The organism is Natronococcus sp. A-GB7, assembly GCF_029688865.1.
In the GTDB taxonomy this organism is placed as follows: Archaea; Halobacteriota; Halobacteria; order Halobacteriales; family Natrialbaceae; genus Natronococcus.
Map to the genome: position 1 here is coordinate 1 of NZ_JARUKV010000004.1, position 21,150 is coordinate 21,150.

At 68.9% G+C, this 21,150-nt stretch carries 22 protein-coding genes; 8 read left to right on the plus strand and 14 right to left on the minus strand.

Annotated elements, in window-relative coordinates; translation table 11 throughout:
- Window positions 1-71: 71 nt before the first annotated feature.
- Window positions 72-521 carry a universal stress protein gene (locus tag QA609_RS04560; RefSeq protein ID WP_278301399.1) on the minus strand — a complete coding sequence of 150 codons (450 nt, stop codon included), beginning with the start codon at window positions 519-521 and terminating at the stop codon, window positions 72-74.
- Between the two features lie 181 nt (window positions 522-702).
- Between QA609_RS04560 and QA609_RS04565 the strand changes: the two genes are divergently transcribed.
- Window positions 703-2,265, plus strand: coding sequence for an AarF/UbiB family protein (locus QA609_RS04565; RefSeq protein ID WP_278301400.1), 1,563 nt, complete (start codon window positions 703-705; stop codon window positions 2,263-2,265).
- Between the two features lie 110 nt (window positions 2,266-2,375).
- Window positions 2,376-2,813, plus strand: a complete 438-nt coding sequence (locus QA609_RS04570) for a universal stress protein (RefSeq protein WP_278301401.1) — start codon at window positions 2,376-2,378, stop codon at window positions 2,811-2,813.
- 16 nt (window positions 2,814-2,829) lie between these two features.
- Here QA609_RS04570 and QA609_RS04575 read toward each other — a convergent pair whose 3' ends face one another.
- The 3 genes from QA609_RS04575 to QA609_RS04585 form a co-directional block, all read right to left on the minus strand.
- On the minus strand, window positions 2,830-3,237 hold the full coding sequence (locus QA609_RS04575; RefSeq protein ID WP_278301402.1) for a hypothetical protein: 408 nt from the start codon (window positions 3,235-3,237) through the stop codon (window positions 2,830-2,832).
- Between the two features lie 71 nt (window positions 3,238-3,308).
- On the minus strand, window positions 3,309-4,055 hold the full coding sequence (locus QA609_RS04580) for a sugar phosphate isomerase/epimerase (protein WP_278301403.1): 747 nt from the start codon (window positions 4,053-4,055) through the stop codon (window positions 3,309-3,311).
- A 60-nt stretch (window positions 4,056-4,115) separates the two neighbouring features.
- Entirely contained in the window at window positions 4,116-4,706 is a 591-nt protein-coding gene (locus QA609_RS04585; protein WP_278301404.1) for a vitamin K epoxide reductase family protein, read from the minus strand.
- A gap of 310 nt (window positions 4,707-5,016) precedes the next feature.
- Between QA609_RS04585 and QA609_RS04590 the strand changes: the two genes are divergently transcribed.
- The gene (locus QA609_RS04590; protein ID WP_278301405.1) at window positions 5,017-5,898 is read left to right on the plus strand and encodes a universal stress protein; all 882 of its coding nucleotides are present in this window, start codon (window positions 5,017-5,019) and stop codon (window positions 5,896-5,898) included.
- Between the two features lie 6 nt (window positions 5,899-5,904).
- On the opposite strand, the gene QA609_RS04595 is transcribed toward QA609_RS04590, so the two are convergent.
- From QA609_RS04595 to QA609_RS04615, 5 genes are all read right to left on the minus strand, one after another.
- On the minus strand, window positions 5,905-6,609 hold the full coding sequence (locus QA609_RS04595) for a methyltransferase domain-containing protein (protein WP_278301406.1): 705 nt from the start codon (window positions 6,607-6,609) through the stop codon (window positions 5,905-5,907).
- The gene (locus QA609_RS04600; RefSeq protein ID WP_278301407.1) at window positions 6,606-6,995 is read right to left on the minus strand and encodes a DUF2267 domain-containing protein; all 390 of its coding nucleotides are present in this window, start codon (window positions 6,993-6,995) and stop codon (window positions 6,606-6,608) included. Before QA609_RS04600 ends, QA609_RS04595 begins: the two co-directional genes overlap by 4 nt.
- A gap of 80 nt (window positions 6,996-7,075) precedes the next feature.
- Complete coding sequence (locus QA609_RS04605) at window positions 7,076-7,561, minus strand: universal stress protein (RefSeq protein WP_278301408.1); 486 nt, start codon at window positions 7,559-7,561, stop codon at window positions 7,076-7,078.
- Window positions 7,562-7,607: 46 nt separating this feature from the next.
- A complete protein-coding gene (locus QA609_RS04610; protein WP_278301409.1) occupies window positions 7,608-8,012 on the minus strand; it encodes a universal stress protein in 405 nt (134 codons plus the stop codon).
- Window positions 8,013-8,075: 63 nt separating this feature from the next.
- Complete coding sequence (locus QA609_RS04615) at window positions 8,076-8,738, minus strand: DUF6517 family protein (protein ID WP_278301410.1); 663 nt, start codon at window positions 8,736-8,738, stop codon at window positions 8,076-8,078.
- Window positions 8,739-8,874: 136 nt separating this feature from the next.
- Here QA609_RS04615 and QA609_RS04620 point away from each other — a divergent pair, with 136 nt between their 5' ends.
- Window positions 8,875-9,996, plus strand: a complete 1,122-nt coding sequence (locus tag QA609_RS04620; RefSeq protein WP_278301411.1) for an aminotransferase class I/II-fold pyridoxal phosphate-dependent enzyme — start codon at window positions 8,875-8,877, stop codon at window positions 9,994-9,996.
- A 65-nt stretch (window positions 9,997-10,061) separates the two neighbouring features.
- On the opposite strand, the gene QA609_RS04625 is transcribed toward QA609_RS04620, so the two are convergent.
- From QA609_RS04625 to QA609_RS04640, 4 genes are all read right to left on the minus strand, one after another.
- A complete protein-coding gene (locus QA609_RS04625) occupies window positions 10,062-10,469 on the minus strand; it encodes a hypothetical protein (protein ID WP_278301412.1) in 408 nt (135 codons plus the stop codon).
- Between the two features lie 94 nt (window positions 10,470-10,563).
- Window positions 10,564-12,345, minus strand: a complete 1,782-nt coding sequence (locus tag QA609_RS04630) for a Na(+)/H(+) antiporter subunit D (protein WP_278301413.1) — start codon at window positions 12,343-12,345, stop codon at window positions 10,564-10,566.
- Window positions 12,342-13,976, minus strand: a complete 1,635-nt coding sequence (locus QA609_RS04635; protein ID WP_278301414.1) for a proton-conducting transporter membrane subunit — start codon at window positions 13,974-13,976, stop codon at window positions 12,342-12,344. The genes QA609_RS04630 and QA609_RS04635 overlap by 4 nt, the downstream gene beginning before the upstream one ends.
- A 51-nt stretch (window positions 13,977-14,027) precedes the next feature.
- On the minus strand, window positions 14,028-15,494 hold the full coding sequence (locus QA609_RS04640; protein WP_278301415.1) for a proton-conducting transporter membrane subunit: 1,467 nt from the start codon (window positions 15,492-15,494) through the stop codon (window positions 14,028-14,030).
- A gap of 180 nt (window positions 15,495-15,674) precedes the next feature.
- On the opposite strand from QA609_RS04640, the gene QA609_RS04645 reads away from it, so the two are divergent.
- The 3 genes from QA609_RS04645 (at window position 15,675) to QA609_RS04655 (ending at window position 18,615) form a co-directional block, all read left to right on the plus strand.
- Window positions 15,675-16,640 carry an NADPH:quinone reductase gene (locus tag QA609_RS04645; protein WP_278301416.1) on the plus strand — a complete coding sequence of 322 codons (966 nt, stop codon included), beginning with the start codon at window positions 15,675-15,677 and terminating at the stop codon, window positions 16,638-16,640.
- A 62-nt stretch (window positions 16,641-16,702) separates the two neighbouring features.
- On the plus strand, window positions 16,703-17,554 hold the full coding sequence (locus QA609_RS04650; RefSeq protein ID WP_278301417.1) for a MarR family transcriptional regulator: 852 nt from the start codon (window positions 16,703-16,705) through the stop codon (window positions 17,552-17,554).
- Window positions 17,555-17,724: 170 nt separating this feature from the next.
- Window positions 17,725-18,615, plus strand: coding sequence for a methyltransferase domain-containing protein (locus QA609_RS04655; protein ID WP_278301418.1), 891 nt, complete (start codon window positions 17,725-17,727; stop codon window positions 18,613-18,615).
- Window positions 18,616-18,625: 10 nt separating this feature from the next.
- Here QA609_RS04655 and QA609_RS04660 read toward each other — a convergent pair whose 3' ends face one another.
- A complete protein-coding gene (locus QA609_RS04660) occupies window positions 18,626-19,633 on the minus strand; it encodes a TIGR04024 family LLM class F420-dependent oxidoreductase (RefSeq protein WP_278301419.1) in 1,008 nt (335 codons plus the stop codon).
- Between the two features lie 152 nt (window positions 19,634-19,785).
- On the opposite strand from QA609_RS04660, the gene QA609_RS04665 reads away from it, so the two are divergent.
- On the plus strand, window positions 19,786-21,135 hold the full coding sequence (locus QA609_RS04665; protein ID WP_278301420.1) for a sulfatase: 1,350 nt from the start codon (window positions 19,786-19,788) through the stop codon (window positions 21,133-21,135).
- Window positions 21,136-21,150: the final 15 nt, after the last annotated feature.

A 21,150-nucleotide genomic window follows, 5' to 3' on the forward strand; every position in this document is an offset into this window, starting at 1 on the left:
CTAACGCGAGTCGTTCGCGATAGTCCGAATACCGAAGCCGCGCGATCAGCGACTGAGAGGGACGCAGCCCGCTACTCGTCGACCGGGGACTTGACGACCGTCACCGGACGATCGGACATGTTCACGACTCGCTCCGCGACACTCCCCAGTAGCTGTCGATACTCGCCCGAGCGGTTCTTCGAACCGACCACCGTGAGTCCGATATCGGCTTCGTCGCCGTACCTGAGGATCTCCTCGTGGGGAACGCCGTGGCGGACCGCCTGGGTCGTCTCGACGCCGGCGGCCTCGGCTTCCTCGGCGATCGCCTCGACGGCGTCGGTGCCGGCCTGCTCTAAGGCGCTCTCGAGGCCCTCGAACTCGTGGACGTACTCGTCGCCGGGATACGAGCTGTAGGCGTCGGTGTCGACGACGTACAGGACGTGCAGTTCGGCGTCGTACCGCTCGGCCGCGTCGATCGCGTGATCGATCGCGTCGTCGATTCCGGCACTCATGTCCGTCGGCAGCAGGAGTCGATCGTACATACTCGAGCAAACGCGAGCGAGCATCATATGCCCAACCCCGAGTTCCAAGGAGCTGGGAGAGAACGAAAGGAATCCGTCCGTACAGCTGCCGCCTGGATTGCCAGGGTGCTGACGTATTTGTGACCGGGAGTCGAACGCCCACTATGGACAGCGAGACGATCGCCCACGGCGCCCTCGAGCGATGATCGGCTACTACCTGCGGTACGTCCAGGTTCTGCTTCGGTTTCTCCCCGTCGCACTCGCCCTCCTCCGGGATCGGCGGCGATTCCTCCTGTTCGGCCCGCCCCGGCGGGTGTCGACAGCGATCCACCGCGAGCGGGCCGAACGGCTCACCGAGACGATGCTCGCGCTCGGACCCGCGTTTATCAAGGTCGGTCAGGTGCTGTCGACGCGCCCGGACGTCGTTCCTCCGACGTACGTCGAGGTCTTCGCGAGCCTGCAGGACGAAGTCCCCGAAAACACGGGCGGGGATCCGCTGACCGTCCTCGCGGACGAACTCGGCGACGAACTCGATCTCGAGACCATCGAGACCGTCGCGGGCGGTTCACTCGCGTTCGTCTACACCGCCGAGTACGAGGGCGAGCGGATCGCGCTGAAGGTTCGCCGTCCGGGGCTGGTCGAGATGATCGAGCGTGACCTCCGAGTTATCCGGGGGCTGGTCCCGCTGCTTTCCGCGTTCGCCGACGAGCGCCAGCGCTACTCGCTCGAAAACGTCGCCGACGACTTCGAGGCGATCATCCTCGAGGAGCTCGACTTTGCCCGGGAGGCCTCGATCATGGACGACATCGGCGAAAACTTCGCCGACGACGACCGGGTCGTCGTCCCGGAAACGTACGAGGAGCTCTGCTCCGACCGCGTGATCGCCATGGAGTACGTCGAGGGCCGGAAGATCACCGACGAGGGCGCCCTTGCCGCGGCCGGAACCGACCCGACCGAGATGGCGACCCTGATCGCCCGAACCTACCTGAAGATGGGGCTGGTCGACGGCGTGTTCCACGCCGACCCGCATCCGGGAAACCTCGCGGTAACCGACGACGGACGGCTCGTCATCTACGACTACGGGATGAGCCAGCGGCTCACATCCCAGGAACAGGAAGACATCGCAAGTCTGTATCGCACGCTCGTTCGTCGGGACGTCGACGGCCTGTTGAACGCGCTCATCGCGCTCGAGGTGCTCGAACCGACCGTCGACCGTGTCGCCGTCAGGCGGGTCCTCGAGCTGGTGATCGAGAACCTCGAGGGTCGCTCGGAGATCACCTGGCGGGCGATCATCACGGAGCTGCTGTCGATGCTCCACGATTTCCCGTTCCGGATCCCGCCGAACGTGATGTTGCTCGTCAGGGTCGGCACGGTCGGTGAGGGGGTCTGTCGGAGCCTCGACCCCGAGTTCGACTTCCTCGCGGCGACGCGGTCGTTTCTGGTCGACCACGGCTTCATCGAGAGCGAGATCGAGGCGCTGCTCGCGGAGACCCGGGCCGACCTGCGCGAGTCGGCGCCGGTCCTCGCCCGGGCTCCCGCCCGGTTCGATAGCGTCTTCGGCCAGCTCGAGCGAGGCGAACTCGTCGTCAGAACCGATCCCGTCGATCCGCCCAGCGGGGGCGATCCTGCAGTCGGGTACGCCGTCGTCGCCGGCGCGCTGTTCGTCGCCGCGGCCGTGCTGACGCTTCACGGCCAGCCCTACGAGATCCCGTCGCTGCTCGCCGCGGCCGTCGCGTTCGTCCAGTACGTGCGGGCGCGGCGGTAGGTGTCGGCCGGAGAGAGAAAGTAGCGGCGAACGGGCGCAACCGACTCGAGTCCGCCCTTCGCCGCCAGCCGCCACCCGAACTTATCCCCTCCGCGCGAGAACGGGAGCGCATGTACGACCGAATCCTCGTGCCGACCGACGGCAGCGAGTACGCCGAGGCGGCCGCCGAGCGGGCGTTCGACCTCGCCGAGACGACCGACGCGGCGGTGTTCGTCGTCTGCGTCGTCGAGGAGGGACCGCTGGGCTCCGTTCGACTCCCCGGCGACGGCGCCAGCGCCGCCGAGGCGTTCGCCGAGCGCGCCGAGACGTTCGTCGGCCGCCTCGAGAAGCGAGCCCGGGAGCGCGGTCTCGAGGTCGAGACCGAGATCCGCCAGGGCGTTCCGGTCCGGGAGCTGCTCGCCTACGCCGACGAGGTCGGCGCGGCGGTCGCCGTTATGGGCTCTCGAGGTCGGGGCGGGGTCAGCCGGATGATGCTCGGCAGCGTCACCGACGGCGTCACCAGGGAGGGGGATCTCGACGTCCTCGTCGTCGGCGACGGCAAACCGTAGTCGGCGCTCGAGGAATTCAGTCCGTTCGGTCGGCGATCGCCCGCGAACGCCGGCCGATCCCCCAGCCGAACAGCGCGAGGCCGAGGAAGATTCCGATCGCCTGGAGGACGTACGCCTCCGGGAGTTCCTCGGGGGGCACCCCCCAGGCCTCGAGCCCGAGGCTCAGGAGCAGTAAGACGAGCACGAGCCCGAGCCCGGCGTCGGCGCTTCGCATGCTCGGCAGCGCTTCGGGCGAGGAAAAGCCCCGTCCCAGCGCGTAGAACACCAGCGTGAACGGCACCCAGCCGCCGACCACGTACAACACTGCTCGAGAGCCGTCGCCCGCGAGGACGTCTCGAGGGACCAACACGCCGTAGACGAAACCGACCGCGATCAGACTGGCGACGAGCAGGAGGCGGGCACCCGAGTCGCTCCGTGAATCCATCACCGACTGTTCGCCCCCTGAACTGTTCAAACTACCGCTCAGTTCCCGTTGTCGGCTCGAGCGCGACTCGATCAGTCCTCGAGGTGTCCCCGAACCCGCTCGGCGGTGTCGCGCAACAGCGGGACGTCGTCGGTGAAGACCTCGATCGCGACAGTGCCGCCGAATCCGCCGAGCCGATCGGCGACGATCCCGTAGTCGATCTCGCCGGCACCCAGCGGGAGGTGGGTGTCGCCTCGGCTCCGGGCGTCGTGGACGTGCAAGTGGCTGACGAGGTCGCCGTACCCCGAGAGAAAGCGCTCGACGCCGTCGTCGCCGTCCTCCATGTAGGCGTGGCCGACGTCGAAACAGACCGACGTGTCGGTCTCACGGGCCAGATCGCCCAGCACCGACAGCGGCAGTCCGCGCTTCTGGTGGCCGACGTTCTCGACGACGAGTTCGACCCCGGCGTCGGCGCCGGCGTCGGCGATGGCGGCCAGCTGCTCGGCGAACACCGGCCGGAGGTCCGTATCGTGTGGGTTCCGGGTCGTCCCGTGGAGGACCGCCTTCTCGGCGCCCACCGAGCCGGCCCACTCGAGCAGCTCCCGCTGGTAGGCGAGGATCGCGTCGTTGATCCCATCGACGGGCGTCACGACGACCTGCTTGAACGGCAGGTGGACACAGAGGTCGGCGCCTTCCCGCTCGAGGAGCCGTTCGAGGCGGTCGGTGTCGATTCCGTTCGGATCCGTCCCTTCGCCGATCGACAGCTCGAGCAGGTCGAAGCCGTCGATCGTTCGGTCGGCGCGCTCGAGTGAGTCGCCGACGGTGAGGCCGAGGTCCATACCGGATCAGGGGTCGCCGGCCTCATAGTTCCGCCGCTGGGCCGACGATGAGTTGCCGGATTAGACGCCCGGGATCGGCGCCAGCGTGATTCCGTACATCGCCGCGACGGTGATCCCGATCGTGCCGGCGACCAGCGGCGGCCAGACCCGGGTGCTCGAGACCGAGGGGGCGACGCTCGCCCCGCCGATGGATTTCACGAGCAGTTCGATCGCGAACAGGCTCGTGGTCGCGGCCGCGGAGATCATACAGAACGGACAGATCGCGCCGATGACCCCCAGCTGGAGGTAGACGAAGTACGCCGAGGCGGCGAGTCCGCCACCGGTGATCAGGAAGATCCCTCGCTCGAGCAGCGGCGATTTCGTCTCGAGCCAGAGCCCCCCGAGGACGATCATCGTGGCGTAGTAGCCGGCGCCGAGCAGCGCCAGCGGAATCGGCCCGATGTAGGCCCACGCGCTCGTGATCACGGCCAGACTCCCCTCGGGCTCGATCCCCGCGGGAAGCGGGAGCGCCCAGAAGTGCACTGCGGTGAGGAAGACGCTGGCTCCCCAGCCGATCACCGCGATGCCCAGGAAGGCACCGAGGAGCGTGTTTACGTACTCGCCGAGTCCCTGCGACCGTTCCAATCCGGTTTTCGTTGCGGTTTCTCCCATTGTACTCTCGAATTGGAACCAGGCCGCCATAAGTCTTTGTATAGTAAGCACAATACTATGCACTCTCCATATCGCCGGCGGCAGTGTAGAGCTTCCAGATCGAGCCCATTCGCGTCAATCTCTCGTTTCGCGGACCTCTCGGCAGCCATCCGAGAACACCCTGCTCCATATCTTGTACAATACATGCAAATTCGGTCGCTGGACTGTCGCGAGAACCATCGTCTCCCTCGAGGGACTGCCGACCGTCGTTTTATTTCCGTCGGCGTGGGAGACGGGACCGAGCGGGCCGACGCCCGCCTCCGATACGACCATGCCACGCCACGTCCTCGTCCCCGTCGACGGATCCGATCGGGGGTTCGCCGGCCTGGAGTACTGCCTCGCGTCGTTTCCCGACGCGTCACCGATCGCCCTGTTCGTCGCCGACCCCGCACGCGATCACACCGCGACCGTGGGATCGTCCGAGTCGACCGCCGAGCGCGCGAAAGAACGGGGACAGCGGGTCCTCGAGCGCGCGACCGAACGCGCCGACGAACGCAGTCGCGAACTTCGAACCGAACTCCGAACGGGCACACCCCACACCGAGATCCTCGCGGTCGCCGACGAGGAGGGCGTGGATCACGTCGTCCTCGGCAGCCACGGACAGTCGCCGATCACCCGTCCCTTCCTCGGCCATGTGAGCGAGGCCGTCGTCCGCCGATCGTCCGTTTCGACGACGGTCGTTCCCGAGACGACCGCGGCGATCCGGGATCGGGACCTCCCCGGCGAGATCCTGGTCCCCCTCGACGGCTCCGAGCAGGCCGAGGCCGCGCTTGCCTACGCCCTCGAGACGTTTCCCGACGCCTCCCACACCGCCTTCCACGCCCTGGACCTCCCGTTCGATCGCCCACGATCGCAGGTCGAGGGGACGTATCTGGAGGCGATCCTCGAGGACCGCGAGCGTCGAGCCGAGGAGATCCTCGAGTCGGCGACGAGGCTGGCCGACGAACGCGGGACGACGCTCGAGACCGAAACCGCGACCGGAGCGCCCGCGACAGCGATCGTCGAGCGCGTCGAGTCGGGCGGCTACGACCAGCTCGTCATGGGGAGTCACGGCCGATCGCTCGCGGCCCGGCTGTTCACGGGTTCGGTCGCCGAACGGGTCGCCCGCCGCTCGCCGCGGACGGTCACGCTGGTTCGCGGGGCGCCCGTCTAGATCACCCTATCGCGGCCGACAGAGAACGATCTCGGCGGGCAGCCGCCAGACGGTCTCGTGGCGCGTCTCGAGAACCCGAAAGCCGGCCTCGCGCAGTGTCTCGGTGGCGTAGATCGGCCGACAGTCGACGGCGGTCGGCAACAGGTCGTGGACTCGCTCGTAGAACCACGTCGTCGGACCGAACCCGCTCCGGGAGAGCGAGACGATACAGAGCCGCCCGTCCGGAGCGAGGACGCGTCGCCACTCGGCGAGGACGGCCGGGATCTCGGGCGTGTCGAAGAGCTCGAGGACGAAGCTCGCGAAGACGGCGTCGAAGGCGTCGTCGGCGAACGGCAGGCTCGCGCCGTCGCCCGCGATCACGACGCCTCGCTCGAGGCCGGCTCCGGCCAGCGCCCGTCGGGACGCGCGACACATTCCGTCGGCGAGATCGGTCCCGACGGCGGTCCCCGTCGGGCCGACGTCCCTCGCGATGGCGACCAAGGCGGTGCCAGTCCCGCAGCCGACGTCGAGGACGCGCTCGCCCGGCTCCGGGGCGAGCAGTTCGAGGCCGCTCGTCCGCGCCGGAGCCTCGAACGGATCGGCGACGGCGCCGTACCATCGGCTGAACGCGTCGTACCAGTTGCGGGCATCCCGCTTCGAACGGCGGACGCGGGCGATCGGCCCCGGCAGTCGGTCGGTCGCCTCGCTCGCGGCGTGCCTCTCGCTGGTCACTCCTCGGCCGCCTCGATCAGCTCGAACAGCGGGTCGAAATCCTCGGGGAGCCCGTTGCGGGCCTTCTCGATGTTTCCGGGCGGGACGTCCTCGGCGACGATCGCGAGCAGCTGCTGGGCGTGGTAGTTGGCGTCCGATCGATCGACGCCCTCGCGCTCGGCGACCCGATCGAGGAACTCGTGGTAGTCGAAGCGCTGGCCGTGCGTGGCCTCGCTCAGGTAGCGGTCGATCTCCATCGGGAGCGGGCTGGCGAGGTCGGTCGCCTCCCCCTCCGGGAGCCGCTCGCCGAGCGTCGTCAACACCGCCCGGGTCGCCCGGACCGCCTGACCGAACTGTGCGTACTCGAGTCTGTGCTGGACCTGGCCGACGAATTCCTTGTAGTTCATGGGTTGGGAGTCCTGGATCGTCTCGAGCCGCGAGCTCCAGGGAGCGAGTCGACGGCCGTACACCGCGAAGCGAAATAAAGCTACTCGGCGCCGCGGGATCGGTCGTCGGTCTCGCCGACGTCCGGAACGACCACGACCGGAATCGCCGCCTGTCGTACCAGCCGATCGGCGGTGCTTCCCAGGAGCGCCTCGGCGACGCCGCCCCGACCCGTCCGACCGACGACGAGCAGATCGATCGCCTGCTCCTCTACGTACTCGAGGATCGTCTCCGCCGGACGGCCGCGGCGAACCGCGCCCCGAACTTCGAGCCTGGGCGTGCGGTCACCGCAGGCGTCGACGACACCGTCGACGAGCTCCGTCCGCGCCCGGTCGAGGTCGGCGACCTCCGCGACGCCGAAGCGCATCGGGTTCGCCGTCGTGTCGACCACCGAGAGGACGTGGACGGTCGCCCCCTCGAGCTCGGCGAACTGGAGCGCTCGCTCGAGGGCGGCGTCGGCGGCGTCGCTCCCGTCGGTCGGGACGAGGATCGATCGAATCGACGCGTCGGGATCGTCGTCTTCGGTCATCGTACCGACGGTTGGACCGCCGGACGCCTAACGGTTCGGTCCGCGATCAGGCCGTCAGCACCGGTCGATCGACGCTCCTGACGAGCCGTTCGGCGCTGCTCCCGATCTCGCCGCCGGCGCCCAGCCCGCGGTTGCCGAGCACGACCAGATCCGCGTCGATCGCCGCGGCGTAGTCGCCGATCTCCTCGTGGGGTCGCCCTCGTCGGAGCTCCGTCGTCACCTCGCGGCCGGCGCGGCCCTCGAGGTCCTCGAGCACGCTCCGAGCGCGGTCCCGCAGGTCGTCGACGACCGTCCGATCGCCCGAGAGCATCGAGTCGCCGTACCGGTACGTGTCGACGACTGAGATTCCGTGGAGGTCGGCGTCGAACGTCGACGCGAGATCGACCGCGTAGTCGACTGTGCGGCTCGCCGGATCGCTGCCGTCCGTCGCGACGAGGATCGTCTCGTACATGGCGTGGGGTCCCACCACCGGCCAGAACAAATAGGTTCCACCCCCGAGCGCGAGCGGTGGCCGCTACCCCTCGAGCGGGTGCTCGAGCGACTCCATGAGGAGTTCGAGGTTCGCCGACTCCTCGGCCAGCAGCGTCGGGTGCGTTCCGACGGTCACCAGAAAGTCGCCCTCGTGGTCGAACGAGGCGATCAGCACGTCGACGCCGACCCGTTCGCCGTCGAGGTCGGTCTCGCCCGCGAAGACGTCGACCTCCCGGCCCGCTCCGAGGATCTCGAGGACGAACGATCGCTCGCGCTCGAGGCCGTCGAGATCCCCGTGTGGGCCGTCGACCCGATCGAGGATCTCCGCGAGGAGTTCCTCGCTCGAGGCGTCCGCGAGCGGGTTGACCGAACGTCCGGCGACGGCCATCTCCGGGGTCGAGACCGCGGCGAACAGGCTCACCTCGCGGTCCTCGCCCCGGTGTTCCCGCGTTTTCGAGTAGACGGACTGCCAGATCGACGCCCGTACCTCGCGCTCGAGGCCGGCGTCGACGGTGCGGTCGATCGACGCGCGCTCGCTCCCCCGGCTCTCGTAGCCGGTGTCGGCGACCGTCGCCTCGGCCGGTTCGACGCGATCGGCGGCGAACTCGAGGGGCTCCTCGCCGGAGACGACGTCGAGGCAGCCGGCACCGAGTGCGAGCCCGCCCGCCGCTCCCGCGGCGAGGACCGATCGTCGGGAGGGAGTCATCGTTCCGACGATGCGGCCGAGTACGTATATCGTTTTTGACCAAATATTTCCTGTAAGTGTGTATTTGCGATACTTCTGGCGCGTGCGAGAGGACGACACATCAAGAGTTATCGGGATCGGCTACGCCGGTGTAGCTATGACGGAGTTTGCAGCCCGGGTCGAGCAGGTGTCGATCAGCGGTATCCGAGAAGTGTTCGAGGCCGCCGGCGAGGACGCGATCAACCTCGGGATCGGCCAGCCGGACTTCCCGACGCCCGAACACGCCCGACGGGGGGCGATCGAGGCGATCGAGGCCGAGCGAACCGACGCCTACACGTCGAACAAGGGAACCCGGTCGCTCCGGGAGGCGATCGCCACGAACTACGACCGGGAGTTCGGACTCGAGATCGATCCCGCCCACGTCATCGCCACCTCCGGCGGGAGCGAGGCGCTCCACCTCGCCCTCGAGGCCCACGTCGACCCAGGCGAGGAGGTCATCTTCCCCGACCCCGGGTTCGTCTCCTACGACGCGCTGACCCACATCGCGGGCGGAACGCCGAAACCCGTCGGTCTGCGCGACGACCTCACGCTCGACCCCGCGACCGTCGAGGACGCGATCACCGACGAGACCGCGGCGTTCGTCGTCAACAGTCCCGCGAACCCGACGGGTGCGGTCCAGAGCGAGGCCGACATGCGCGAGTTCGCCCGCATCGCGGACGAACACGACGTCCTCTGTCTCTCCGACGAGGTGTACGAACGCATCGTCTTCGAGGGCGAACACCGCTCGCCCCTCGAGTTCGCCGAGAGCGACAACGTCGTCGTCGTCAGCGCCTGCTCGAAGACCTACTCGATGACGGGCTGGCGGCTCGGCTGGGTTCTGGGCTCCAACCGTCGCATTGAACGGATGCTGCGGGTCCACCAGTACGCCCAGGCCTGTGCCTCCGCGCCCGCCCAGTACGCCGCCGAGGCCGCCCTGACGGGACCACAGGACCCCGTCGAGGAGATGGTCTCGGCCTTCGAGGAGCGACGCGATCTCGTCGTTGACGGCCTCGAGGACGCGGGTCTCGAGGTGCCCACGCCGTCGGGGGCGTTCTACGTCATGCCGAAGGTGCCCGAGGGCTGGTGCGACGAGGTGCTCGAGCGGGACGTGATCGTCGTCCCCGGCGGTGCCTTCGGCGCCAACGGCGAGGGGTACGCCCGCCTCTCCTACGCCACGGGTACGGCAGAGCTAAAGGAGGCCCTCGAGATCATCGACGACGCGACGCGAGCGGTTCGGTAGCCGGAGCGGGAATCGAGAGCTCCGTTCCAAAGGGCCGCTGCGCGACGGAACGTTTCTCTCTTCTCTCACTCACCCGCGGCCGCGTACAGAGAGAGGGCACAGACGGCGAGGATGGCTTCGGCGGCTTTCGTAACTACCGCGATCGGATTGAGACTGCCGTCCATGTAGAACGCTTCTACGCCCCATCCCTGTACGGGGAACAACGCGAGAATCGTGACGACCGCATAAAGTGCGGCAACGAGGAACAACCACCGTTTCCAGTACCGCGTGACGTACAGGATCGTTCCTCCGATGAATCCCAGTCCGTTGAGAATAAAGAGAACGGCTAGGATCACACTCATCTCGATAGCGTTCGTCGAGGCTATCAGATGGAGGACTCCGGTGACGAGTGCCATGATGATGGCAACGTAGCCGATCGGGCTCGACGGACGCTCGAAAAGCGGTCCTGTCGTTGTTGTTCGGTTTGCACACATGCCTGCAATATCAGGCAGACTCTAGAAAAAGTGTTCTGGTGTGCTACTCGAAACGAGACAGAACGGATAGACGTCCGGCATCCCCCGTGCAGCTCTAAAACGTTATCGCGACCACCAGCGCGACCGCAAGCGCCGCGAACGCGAGCGCGACGGTCGTGCCGACGCTCGTCTTTAGCCCCGACTTCCCGGGCGTTCGCTCGAGCCGATCCCGGTACCGTCCCTCGAGCGACGTGGGCAGCGCGGCAGCGATCGTCGCACCCGGGTTCCGGACCGCGGCCACCGTCCCCCAGCCGGCTCGGACGGCCCAGTCGTCGGTTCGGGCGAACGCCCGCTCGAGGGCGCCCGTAAGCGCTCGCGTCCCCCGGAAGACGAACGGATCCCGAACGGTATCGACGTCCCGGCCCCCGGCGACGCGACCGAACAGCGGTTTCGCGACGACGAACGCGACGAGGCTGCCGCCCGCGAGCACGACGGCCTTGTAGAGGTGGGCCGTCGAGTAGGGGTCCGTGCTCCAGGCGTCGGTCGCCGGCAGGATCGCGAACAGCGCGGGGTAGAAGATCCCGAGCAGGACGCAGGCGACCGCGATCGGCGCGGAGACCGCGAGATCGGCCGGCGAGAGGTCGCGGATCGAGGCGCGCTCGCCCTCGAGGAAGGCGTAGTAGCCGAACTTCATGAACGAGACGAACGTGCCGACGGCCCCAGCGAGCAGGAGAGCCTCGAGGAGGGTCGCGTCGGCCTCGGCGGCCGCGTCGAGGACCATCCCCTTCGTGACGAACCCGTTGAAGCCGGGGACGCCGGTGATCGAGAGCGCGGCCACGAGGAAGGTTACGAAGAGCAGGGGCGTCGCCCGGCCGAGCGCGCCGACGTCGTCGAGCGTGTTCTTCCCCGTGCGGACGACGACGAACCCCGCGACCATGAACAGCAGTCCCTTGTAGAGGACGTTGTTGAACAGGTGGCCGAAGCCGCCCGCGACACCCAGGGCCGAACCCAGCCCGATCCCGGCGAGCATGTAGCCGACCTGGGCCTGGATGTGGTAGGCGAGCAGCTTGCGCATGTCCTTCTGGGCGAGGGCGTAGGCCGCGCCGTAAACGGTCATCGCGGCGCCGGCGGTCGCGAGCGCGAGGTTCCCATCGGGGAACGCCCGGTAGGCCGCGTACACCGCGACCTTCGTCGTGTACGCCGAGAGAATTACCGACGTTCCCACGTGGGGCGCCGCGTAGGTTCGGGGCAGCCAGATATGGACGCCGATGAGGGCCGCGTTGACGCCGACCGCGAGGCCGACCGCGATCGCGGACAGTCCCGGACTGATCCCGGTTCCGTCGTACTGCAGCGCAGTCGCCGAGGGGCCGACGGCGACCCAGTGCAGCGCGACGCCGACCAGCAGCAGGCCGCCGCCGACGGCGTGGACCAGTGCGTAGCGGTACCCCGCCCGGATCGCCTCGCCGCCGCAGTACCAGACGAGCAGGGTGCTGGCGACGGCCATCAGCTCCCAGCCGAGGGCGAGCCCCAGCCAGTCGCCGACGAAGACGGTCCACAGCGAGGTTCCGACGTACGCGAGCGCGATCAGCAGGTGGCGGTCGTCGGTGCCGACGAGGTAAGTGTAGCCGACCGCCAGCGCGCCGAACGCCGAGAGCGCCAGCCCGACGAGCCGCGAGGCGTCGTCGACGTGGACGAGCACGACCTCGAGCCCCAGGAACGTCGTCGTCGGCCCCGTCCCGTCGGGAACGAGCAGGGTCCAGACCGCGACGATCCCGAGCGTGACGGCCGCGAGGGCGTGGCCGAGCCGTCGCGAGGAAAACGGGACGAGCACGGTCCCGAAGAGGACGACCAGCAGCGGCGGGACCGCGAGCAGCCAGTCGGGGCCGGTACCGATCACGGGCTGCTCACCCCCGCGTTCTCCGCGACCAGGCGCGCGAGCTCGAGCACGAACAGCCAGTCGGCGGCGATCCCGATCGCGACGACGAGCGCGCTCGCCGCGAGGACCGGCCCGAGCAGGAGCCACGTCGTCTCCCGACCGGTCCAGGGCCGTCGCTCCCATCTCGAGTTGACGCCGTCGGTCCGAGTTGCGGACGACGTCCGCGATTCGGCTCGGGCATCCCCGCCATCGGCTCGAGCGCCACCCAGCGGCCCCTCGAGAACGGGTTTCGGATCGACTCGCTCCCCCGTCTCGAAGAAGGCGGTGTAGACGATCGGCCAGAAGTACGCGACGTTGAGCCCGCCCGAGACGACGAACAGCGCGAGGACGAGCCCGTTGCCCGCCTCGGCGCTGCCCAACAGGAGGTGCCACTTGCTGACGAAGCCGGCGAACAGCGGGATGCTCGCCAGGCTGGCGGCCCCGACGGCGAAAGCCGCCATCGTCAGGGGCATCCGACGGCCGATACCCGCCATCTCGCTGATCTTCTTGGTCTCGCACTCGACGGCCAGCGCGCCGGCACAGAAGAACAGCGTGAGCTTCCCAACGGCGTGGACCGGCAGGTGAACCACCCCGCCGACGACCGCCGACGGACTCAGCAGGGCGACCCCGAGGACGATGAACGACAGCTGTGCGATCGTCGAGTACGCGAGCCGTCGCTTCAGATCGTCCTGGCGCAGCGCGAGCAGGCTCCCCAGGAGGATCGTCGCGGCCGCCACGCCGGCCAACGGGGCCGCGAGTCCGAGCGCCTCCGCCGTCACCGGGCCGTAGACCTCGAGGACGACCCGGACGAGCGCGAACGCGCCGGACTTGACGACGGCGACGGCGTGGAGCAGCCCCGAAACGGGTGTGGGCGCCACCATGGCGCTGGGGAGCCAGCCGTGGAGCGGCATCACGGCGGCCTTGACGCCGAAGCCCGCAGCCAGGAGTCCGAAGGCGATCCGGGCGAGCCAGGGGTCCTCGCCCGCCGCGCTCGCGAGGGCGTCGATCCCGCCCGGCGCGAAGGTGACGGAGCCGGCCAGGTAGAACGTCAGGAGCGTCCCCCCGACCGCCAGCGTCCCGCCGCCGAGGACGTACGCGAGGTACTTGTAGCCGACCCGCCGGGCGCGTTCGGTGCCGTCGTGGGCGACCAGCGGATACGTGCCGACGGTCATCAGCTCGTAGAACAGGACGAGCACGAGCAGGTTCGCGGCGAACGCGACGCCCATCGCCGCGGCGATGCTCAGCGCCAGGGCGGCGAAAAAGCGGGTCTGGTTGGCCTTCTCGAGCCCGCGGAGGTAGCCCGCGCTGTAGACGGCGGTGACGACCCACAGTCCGCTCGCGACGGCGCCGAACACCATCCCCAGCGGGTCGGCCCGGAACGCGAACTCGATGTCGGTCGCGAACGTGCCCAGGTAGGTGACGTAGGTTCGGCCCTCGAGGACGCCCGGGAGCATGCTCGCGACGACGGCGAAGGTGGCGAGCGAACCGACGAGGCTCACCGCCTCGCGAACGTTCGGTCGGCGATCGGCGAGGGCGACGGCGAAGACGACCAGCGCGGGGAGGACGACGGCCGCGAGCGGTCGGAACGTGGTGATCTCGGCGGCGTCGCTCACGGTCGATCGCCCTCCGGTCGTCGGCTCGGTGTGTGTCTCGTGGTCATGGATCTACGCGGCGAGTCGCTCGGTCGCCTCCCGGAGGAGACCCTCGAGCCACGCCGAACTCACCCCCATCGCGAGCGAGATCGCGGTCGCCGCGACGACGACCACGACCATTCCGAGGGTGGTCGTCGTGTCGGGGCGTCTGGTTCCCTCGAAGGGATGGAAGTAGAGCCGATCGATGAACGGAACGACGTAGGCGAGGGTCAGCAGGGTGCTGACGACGATCAGCGCCGCGACGATCCACATCCCGTGCTGGATCGCCCCCAGCGCGATGTACCACTTGCCGACGAAGCCGACCGTCGGCGGGAGCCCGATCATCGCGACGCCAAGTACCGCGAACGTCGCGCCCAGAATCGGTGCCTCCGAGGCGAGCCCGGCGTACTCCTCGAGCGAGCGGGCGCCGAAGCGAAGCGCGAACATCCCCGCGACGAGACAGAGCGCGCCCTTGACGACCCCGTGGCCGAACAGCTGCAGGATCGAGCCGAAGATCGCCGTCTCGTTGGCGATCGCGAAGCCGGCGACGACGAGCCCGGCCTGGGAGATCGTCGAGTACGCGAGGACGTCCTTGATCCCCCGGTGGACCGCGGCCAGCAGGTTGCCGATCAACATCGTCGCCAGCGAGATCGCCAGGATGCCGTCGACGAGGACGGGATTGGCCGCGAGGAAGTCGGTCGTGTAGACGGTAAACAGGATCCGCGAGAAGGCGTAGACGGCAGCGGCGGGGATCACACCCGAGATCAGCGCGCTCAGGGCGTCGGGCGCGACGCCGTGGGCGTCGACGAGCCAGGTGTGAAACGGAAAGAGCCCGACGCTGATCCCGAGTCCGACGCCCATCAGGAGAAAGGAGGCGACGACCAGCGGATCGGCGTAGCCGATCTCCGGGAGTCGCTCGGCCAGCAGCGCCATGTTGCTCGTCCCCGTCGCGGCGACCGCGACGACGACCCCTGCGAGGTAGATGCCGGCTCCGAGCGTGCCCAGGACGAAGTACCGAAAGGCGACGTAGCTTCCCCACCCCGTCCCCGTCGCCCCGACGAGGACGAACGTCGCCAGGCCGAGCAGGAGCAGGTAGCCGTACAGCGCGAAGAGATCGCCCGTGAGGGTGATCCCGATCACGCCGGCGACGATCGCGAGGTAGCCGGCGTAGAACCCGTTCCCGCGGGGGCCGGCCGTCCGGGTGTACGCGAGCGCGCCGAGAGCAACCATCGAGTCGAGCAGCACGATCGCGCCGGAGAAGCCGTCCGCCTGGAACTCCGTGGCGTAGCCTACCCGATCGAGGGCGAACTGGTACTCGATCGGCTCGCCGGTGAGGAGGGCGACGGTGAGAACCGCCGACAGGAGAAACGTCACCGACAGCGACACCGCAGCGATCGACCACCCGACGTCGTCGAACCACCCGTCGGCGAGCGCGGAGAGTGCGGCGGCTCCGAGCGGAACGACGATCACGGCGGCGACGAACCACTGGAGTTCGATCATTGCGGTGTCGGTTCCCGGCCGCCCTCGAGTCGCGACCCCGTCGGCACAGGACAGGAATCGGGGGCCGAGACGGGAATCGAGTAGCGATAAGGAGGTCGGCGTTTTCAACGTGGGGGATTCGATCGGCGGCGTGCCGCGATCTGTACCCTTATAATGGTGCGTTCCGTGCCCCCGCACGTCATGCGAGCCGTTCGACTCTCGGAACACGGCGGACCGGACGTACTGCAGGTCGAGGAGATCGACCGACCCGAACCAGCGGCCGACGAGCTCCTGCTCGAGGTCGAGGCCGCCGGCGTCAACCCCGTCGACACCTACTTCCGCGAGGGGTCGTACGAACCCCTCGGACCCCCGTTCACGCCGGGCGTCGACTTCGCGGGCGTCGTCGCCGAGACGGGCTCGAGCGCGGACGGCTTCGAGGAGGGCGATCGCGTCTACGGCACCGGGATCGGCAACGGCTCGTTCCAGGGCGGCTACGCCGAGTACGCGACGGTGCCGACCGATCGCGTCGTCCACCTGCCGGACGGCGTCGACGCCCGCGAGGCGGGCGCGGCGGGCGTCGTCGGCGTCACCGCCTGGCGCGCGCTGATCGACCACGCCGATCTCGAGCCGGCCGAGGCCTGTCTCGTCCACGGCGGCTCCGGCGGCGTCGGCCACGTCGCCGTCCAGATCGGCGACGCCGTCAGCGCCCGGGTCGTGACGACCGCCTCCGAGGAGCACCACGATACCCTCGAGGAACTGGGCGCCGACACGGCCCTCGATTACTCGCGCGACGACCTCGCCGACGCCGTCCTCGAGGCGAGCGACGGCGGCGTCGACGCGATCCTCGACCACCGGCTCGACGACTACCTCCAGTTCGACGCCGAGGTCGCGGCGACGGGCTGTCGGGTCGTCGGCATCGGCGAGAACGATCCCGGTCCGAGCTTTACCAGCGTCGGCGCAGCCCGCTCGGCGGACGTCAGCTACCAGTTCATGACGATGTTCAACACGCCGGACCTACGGGTGCCGCTGCGGGGGGTCGCCGATCTCATGGCCCGCGATCGCCTCTCGGTCGAGATCGACCGCACGTACGACCTCGAGGAGGCCGCCCAGGCCCAGCGCGACGTGATGGAGGACAGCTTCTTCGGCAAGCTCGTCCTCGAGCCGTAGTCCGATCGATTTCGGTACGGATCCGACCCTACTACTATTACTACTGCGTGCGTACGAATGACATGGTTCCAAACCCCAGCGAGCGCGGCGACCGCGAGATGGAGACGGGGGTGAGTGTGCACCCGGACGCGATCGACGACGTGGCGTATCTCACGCGATCGCACCATCGAACGACCGCGCTCGTCGCGCTGGCGGATCGGCCGCGAACGCGGGCCGATCTCCACGAGCTGACCGGGGTCTCGCGGTCGACGATCGGCCGCACCCTGCGGGCGCTCGAGGATCGCGGCTGGATCGCACGGACCGACCACCGCTACGAGACGACTCCGCTCGGCGCGTTCGTCGCGTCGGGAATGCAGGAGCTGCTCGATCGCGTCGAAACCGAGCGGAAACTCCGGGAGAGCTGGGGCTGGTTTCCCGACGAGGTCCGACGGCTTCCGCTCGAATCGTTCTCGGAAGCGGTCGTCACGGTCCCCACCGTCGACGACCCGTACCGCCCGGTCAACCGGTTCGTCTCCCTGCTCCGGGAGACCGACCGGTTCCGGTTCGTCGGCTTCGAGCTGGCGCTGCTCGAGCCCTGCCGGGACGAGCTCTGTGGGCGGGTCGTCGACGGGATGGCGACCGAGGTCATCGATCCGCCGTCGGTCGTCAGCTACATCCGAACGACCTACCCCGAGCAGTCGGCGCGAACCCTGGCGAGTGGCAACCTCACCGTGTTGATCAACGAGGAGCTTCCCGAGTACGGACTCAGCCTCTTCGACGATCGGGTCGGGATCTGTGGCTACCACCCCGACAGCGGGACCGTCCGGGCGTTCGTCGACACCGACGACCCGACGATCCGCGAGTGGGCCGTCTCGACCTACGAGGAGTACCGCCGGGAGGCGCGTCCGCTCGCGGTCGAGACGCCCGCCGAGTAGCGACCCCGCGTCGCTCGCGGTCCGTACGAAGCGAGGCCGACGTACCGAGTGGAGACCGGGTCTGCACCGTTCGCAACGACCGGCAGCCGGTCACCGGCTGCAACGATACCGACGGACGATCGATCGCCACCAGTTACGTACATGACACGTGCGAACGTATCTGAACCGGGATGCGCGACCGAACGTCTTTCACGACCGACGTCGACCGCGCTCCGGTTCTCGGGTGGCAGCGCGCTCGAGGCCGGGCCGATCGGCGACGACCGCGGAGCGACAGCGGCCGTTCGACCGTTGCCACCGACGAGCGGGAGCTGCGACGCGAAGTCGCGGCCGTCTATCGGACCGTCGCCGACACACCCGACGAGGGTGCCGACCTGCCGTTCCCGTCGGGCCGCGGACTGGCGTCCCGTCTGGGCTACCCGCCGGCGGAGATCGGTCGGCTCCCGCCTGCGGCCGTCGACTCCTTTACCGGCGTCGGCTACCACCTCGATCTGGCCGACCTCGCCGACGGCGACGTCGTCCTCGTCCTCGGTAGCGGGTCCGGAACGGACGCGTTCGTCGCCGCCGCGCGGGTCGGCGACCGCGGGCGCGTGATCGGCGTCGATCCCGTCCCCGAGCAGCTGGCGAACGCGCGCCGGTGTCGCGAGGAAATCGGCGCCGCGAACGTCTCGCTTCCGCGGGCGACGGCCGAGGCGCTCCCGCTCGAGGAGGGGACGGTCGACGTCGTCCTGTCGAACGGCGCGATCACGCTCTCGCCGAGGCCGGAGCGAGCCCTCGAGGAAGCGAGTCGCGTCCTCCGCTCGGGGGGTCGGCTGGCGGTCTCCGAACTCGTCGGCGAGCGTCGGCTCCCCGAGCGAATCAGGACCGATCCGGCGCTGTGGGCCGCGGGCATCGGCGGCGCCGTTCGAGTCGACGACTACGCGGGCCTGCTCGAGACCGCCGGCTTCGGCGACGTGACGCTCAGGGAGAACCCGTGGTACGAGTTCGTCTCGGACCGGGCTCGAGGCGTCTGCCAGCAGTACGGCGTCGGGAGCGTCTCCGTTCGCGCCCGCTGCCGACGGTGAGAGCCGCCCCTCAGACCAGTTCCGAGACGGCCGCCATCGTCGTCTCCTTGTCCGCCTCGTTCATCCCGTCGACGAACCCGATCCGGACGGCGTCGACGCCGTCGATCTCGGCGTAGTCGGCGACCCACTCGCGGACCTCCTCGGGCGTGCCGGCGGGCGCCAGCTCGTCGAGCACCTCGTCGGGGAGCCGCGCGGCCATCGCCTCCGTATCCCGATCCTGCCAGGCCTCGCGGATATCAGCGACGACGTCGGGGTAGCCCTGCTCGGCCACGGAGTCGCCGTAGTAGGGACCGTACGCGCCGAGCATGAACGCGATCGTCTTGCGGGCGCGTTCGCGGGCCCGCTCGCGGTCCTCGGCGGCGATCCCGCGGACGATCGGACTCACGCGCAGCTCGTCGGGATCCCTGTCCGCCAGCTCGGCGCCCCGGTGGAGGTCCTCGAGGCGGTCCTCGAGACCGGACTTCGTGAACAGCTGCGGAGCCCAGCCGTCGCCGAACCGCCCGGCCATCTCGGTTGCCTTCGGTCCGAGGGTGGCAAGGTCGATCGGTGGCGGATTCTCGGGGACCTCTCGCTCGTAGTTGAGCCCCGCGATGTCGAAGATCTCGCCTTCGTAAGCGGGGGTGCCCTCCTCGTACACTGCTCGTATGACCTCGATCGCCTCCCGAGTGCGCCGCAGCGGTCGCTCGAAGGACTCGCCGTGCCAGCGCTCGGTGATCGCGGGCGAGCTCGGGCCGAGCCCGAGCCGGTACCGTCCGTCCGAGGCGTCGTGTAACGCCAGCGCGGTCTGGGCGAGCATCGCCGGGGATCGCCCGAACGGCGAGATCACGTCGTTCGAGACGCCCAGCTCGTCGGTTCGGTCGGCAATCAGCGTCAGCGCCGGAACGATGTTCCAGCCCGTCGTCTCGCCCGTCGAGAGCCGATCGAAACCCAGCTCCTCGGCCCGGACGGCGCGGTCGGCGACGTCCTGGGGACGGTCGTAGTCGCCGAGTCGAACCAGCAGGTCCAGCCGTGCGTTCACGCCGCTCGCCTCCGTTGTCGTCTCATACGCGTCACCGTCGACCGCGGTACGGATTGGCTTAACGGATCCCGCGAGGCGTTCGGATCCACGGGAAGTCGCGGTGGCTGTAGCCCTCGAGTACTTATCCCCGGCGTCGTGGTAGCCCGGCTCCTATGGGAGCCAGACCGAACGTCCTCCTGATCCACTGCCACGACCTCGGCCGGTATCTGGGCTGTTACGGCGTCGACGTCGAGACGCCGGCAGTAGACCGGCTCGCGGCCGATGGCGCGCTGTTCGAGAACCACTTCGTGACGGCGCCGCAGTGTACGCCGAGTCGGGGCAGCCTCATGACCGGGCGCTACCCGCACGTCAACGGGCTCATGGGGTTGGCCCACACCCACTGGGAGCTCGGCGACGACGAACGGATCGTCCCCCACTACCTCAGCGACGCGGGCTACGAGACCCACCTGTTCGGCCTCCAGCACATCTCCCAGGACACCGACACGCTCGGCTACGATCACATCCACTCGGAGGGAAACCTCTACCCCGGCGTCTCGCCGTCGGTCCACCAGGCAAACCGGGCCCGCAACGTCTCCTCGGTCGTCGCCTCCTTCCTCGAGCGGGGAGGGTTCGAGGATCCGTTCTTCGCGTCGGTCGGCTTCTTCGAGTGCCACCGCGTCGAGGAGAAGACGGGTCGGTTCGGCTTCGACGCCGACCACTACGACGCCGACGATCCCGACGACGTGCGGCCGCTACCGTACCTGCCCGACCGACGGGGCATTCGCCAGGACTTAGCCGAGATGCGCGGGATGGTCGCCGCCATCGACGACGGCGTCGGGACGATTCTGACGGCCCTCGAGGACGCGGGACTGGTCGAGGAGACGCTCGTGATCTTCACGACCGAACACGGCCTGGCCTTCCCGCGAGCGAAGGGGAGCTGTTACGACGCCGGCCTCGAGGCGGCGCTGGTGGTATCCTATCCGGGCGTGATCGACGGCGGGGAGCGCTACCAGGAGCTGCTCGGCAACGTCGACGTGTTACCGACGATCCTCGAGCTGATCGGTCTCGAGGTTCCCGACGAGGTAAACGGACGGAGCTTCCTGCCGCTCGTGACCGACGGGGAGTACGAGCCCCACGAGCGGCTCTTCGCCGAGATGACCTGGCACGACGAGTACAACCCGGTGCGGGCGATCCGAACGGAGCGGTACAAGTACGTCCGGAACTTCTGGCAGCTTCCCAAGGTGTACCTCGCCCGGGACGTCTTCGCTAGCGAGGCCGGCCGCGAGGTCCGCGAGGCCTACAGCGCGCCGTTTCGCCCCTACGAGGAGCTGTACGACCTCCGGGCGACCCCCCAGGAGGACGAGAACGTCGCACTCGAGCCCCGCTATCAGGACGTCCGCACGGAGCTCTCTCGGCGGCTCCACGAGTGGATGGTCGAGACCGACGACCCGCTGCTCGAGGGACCGATCGCGCCGGGCAACTACGACGACGAGATCGACTCGTGGCCCCACGAGCCGCCGTGAGCCGCGATGTCGGGT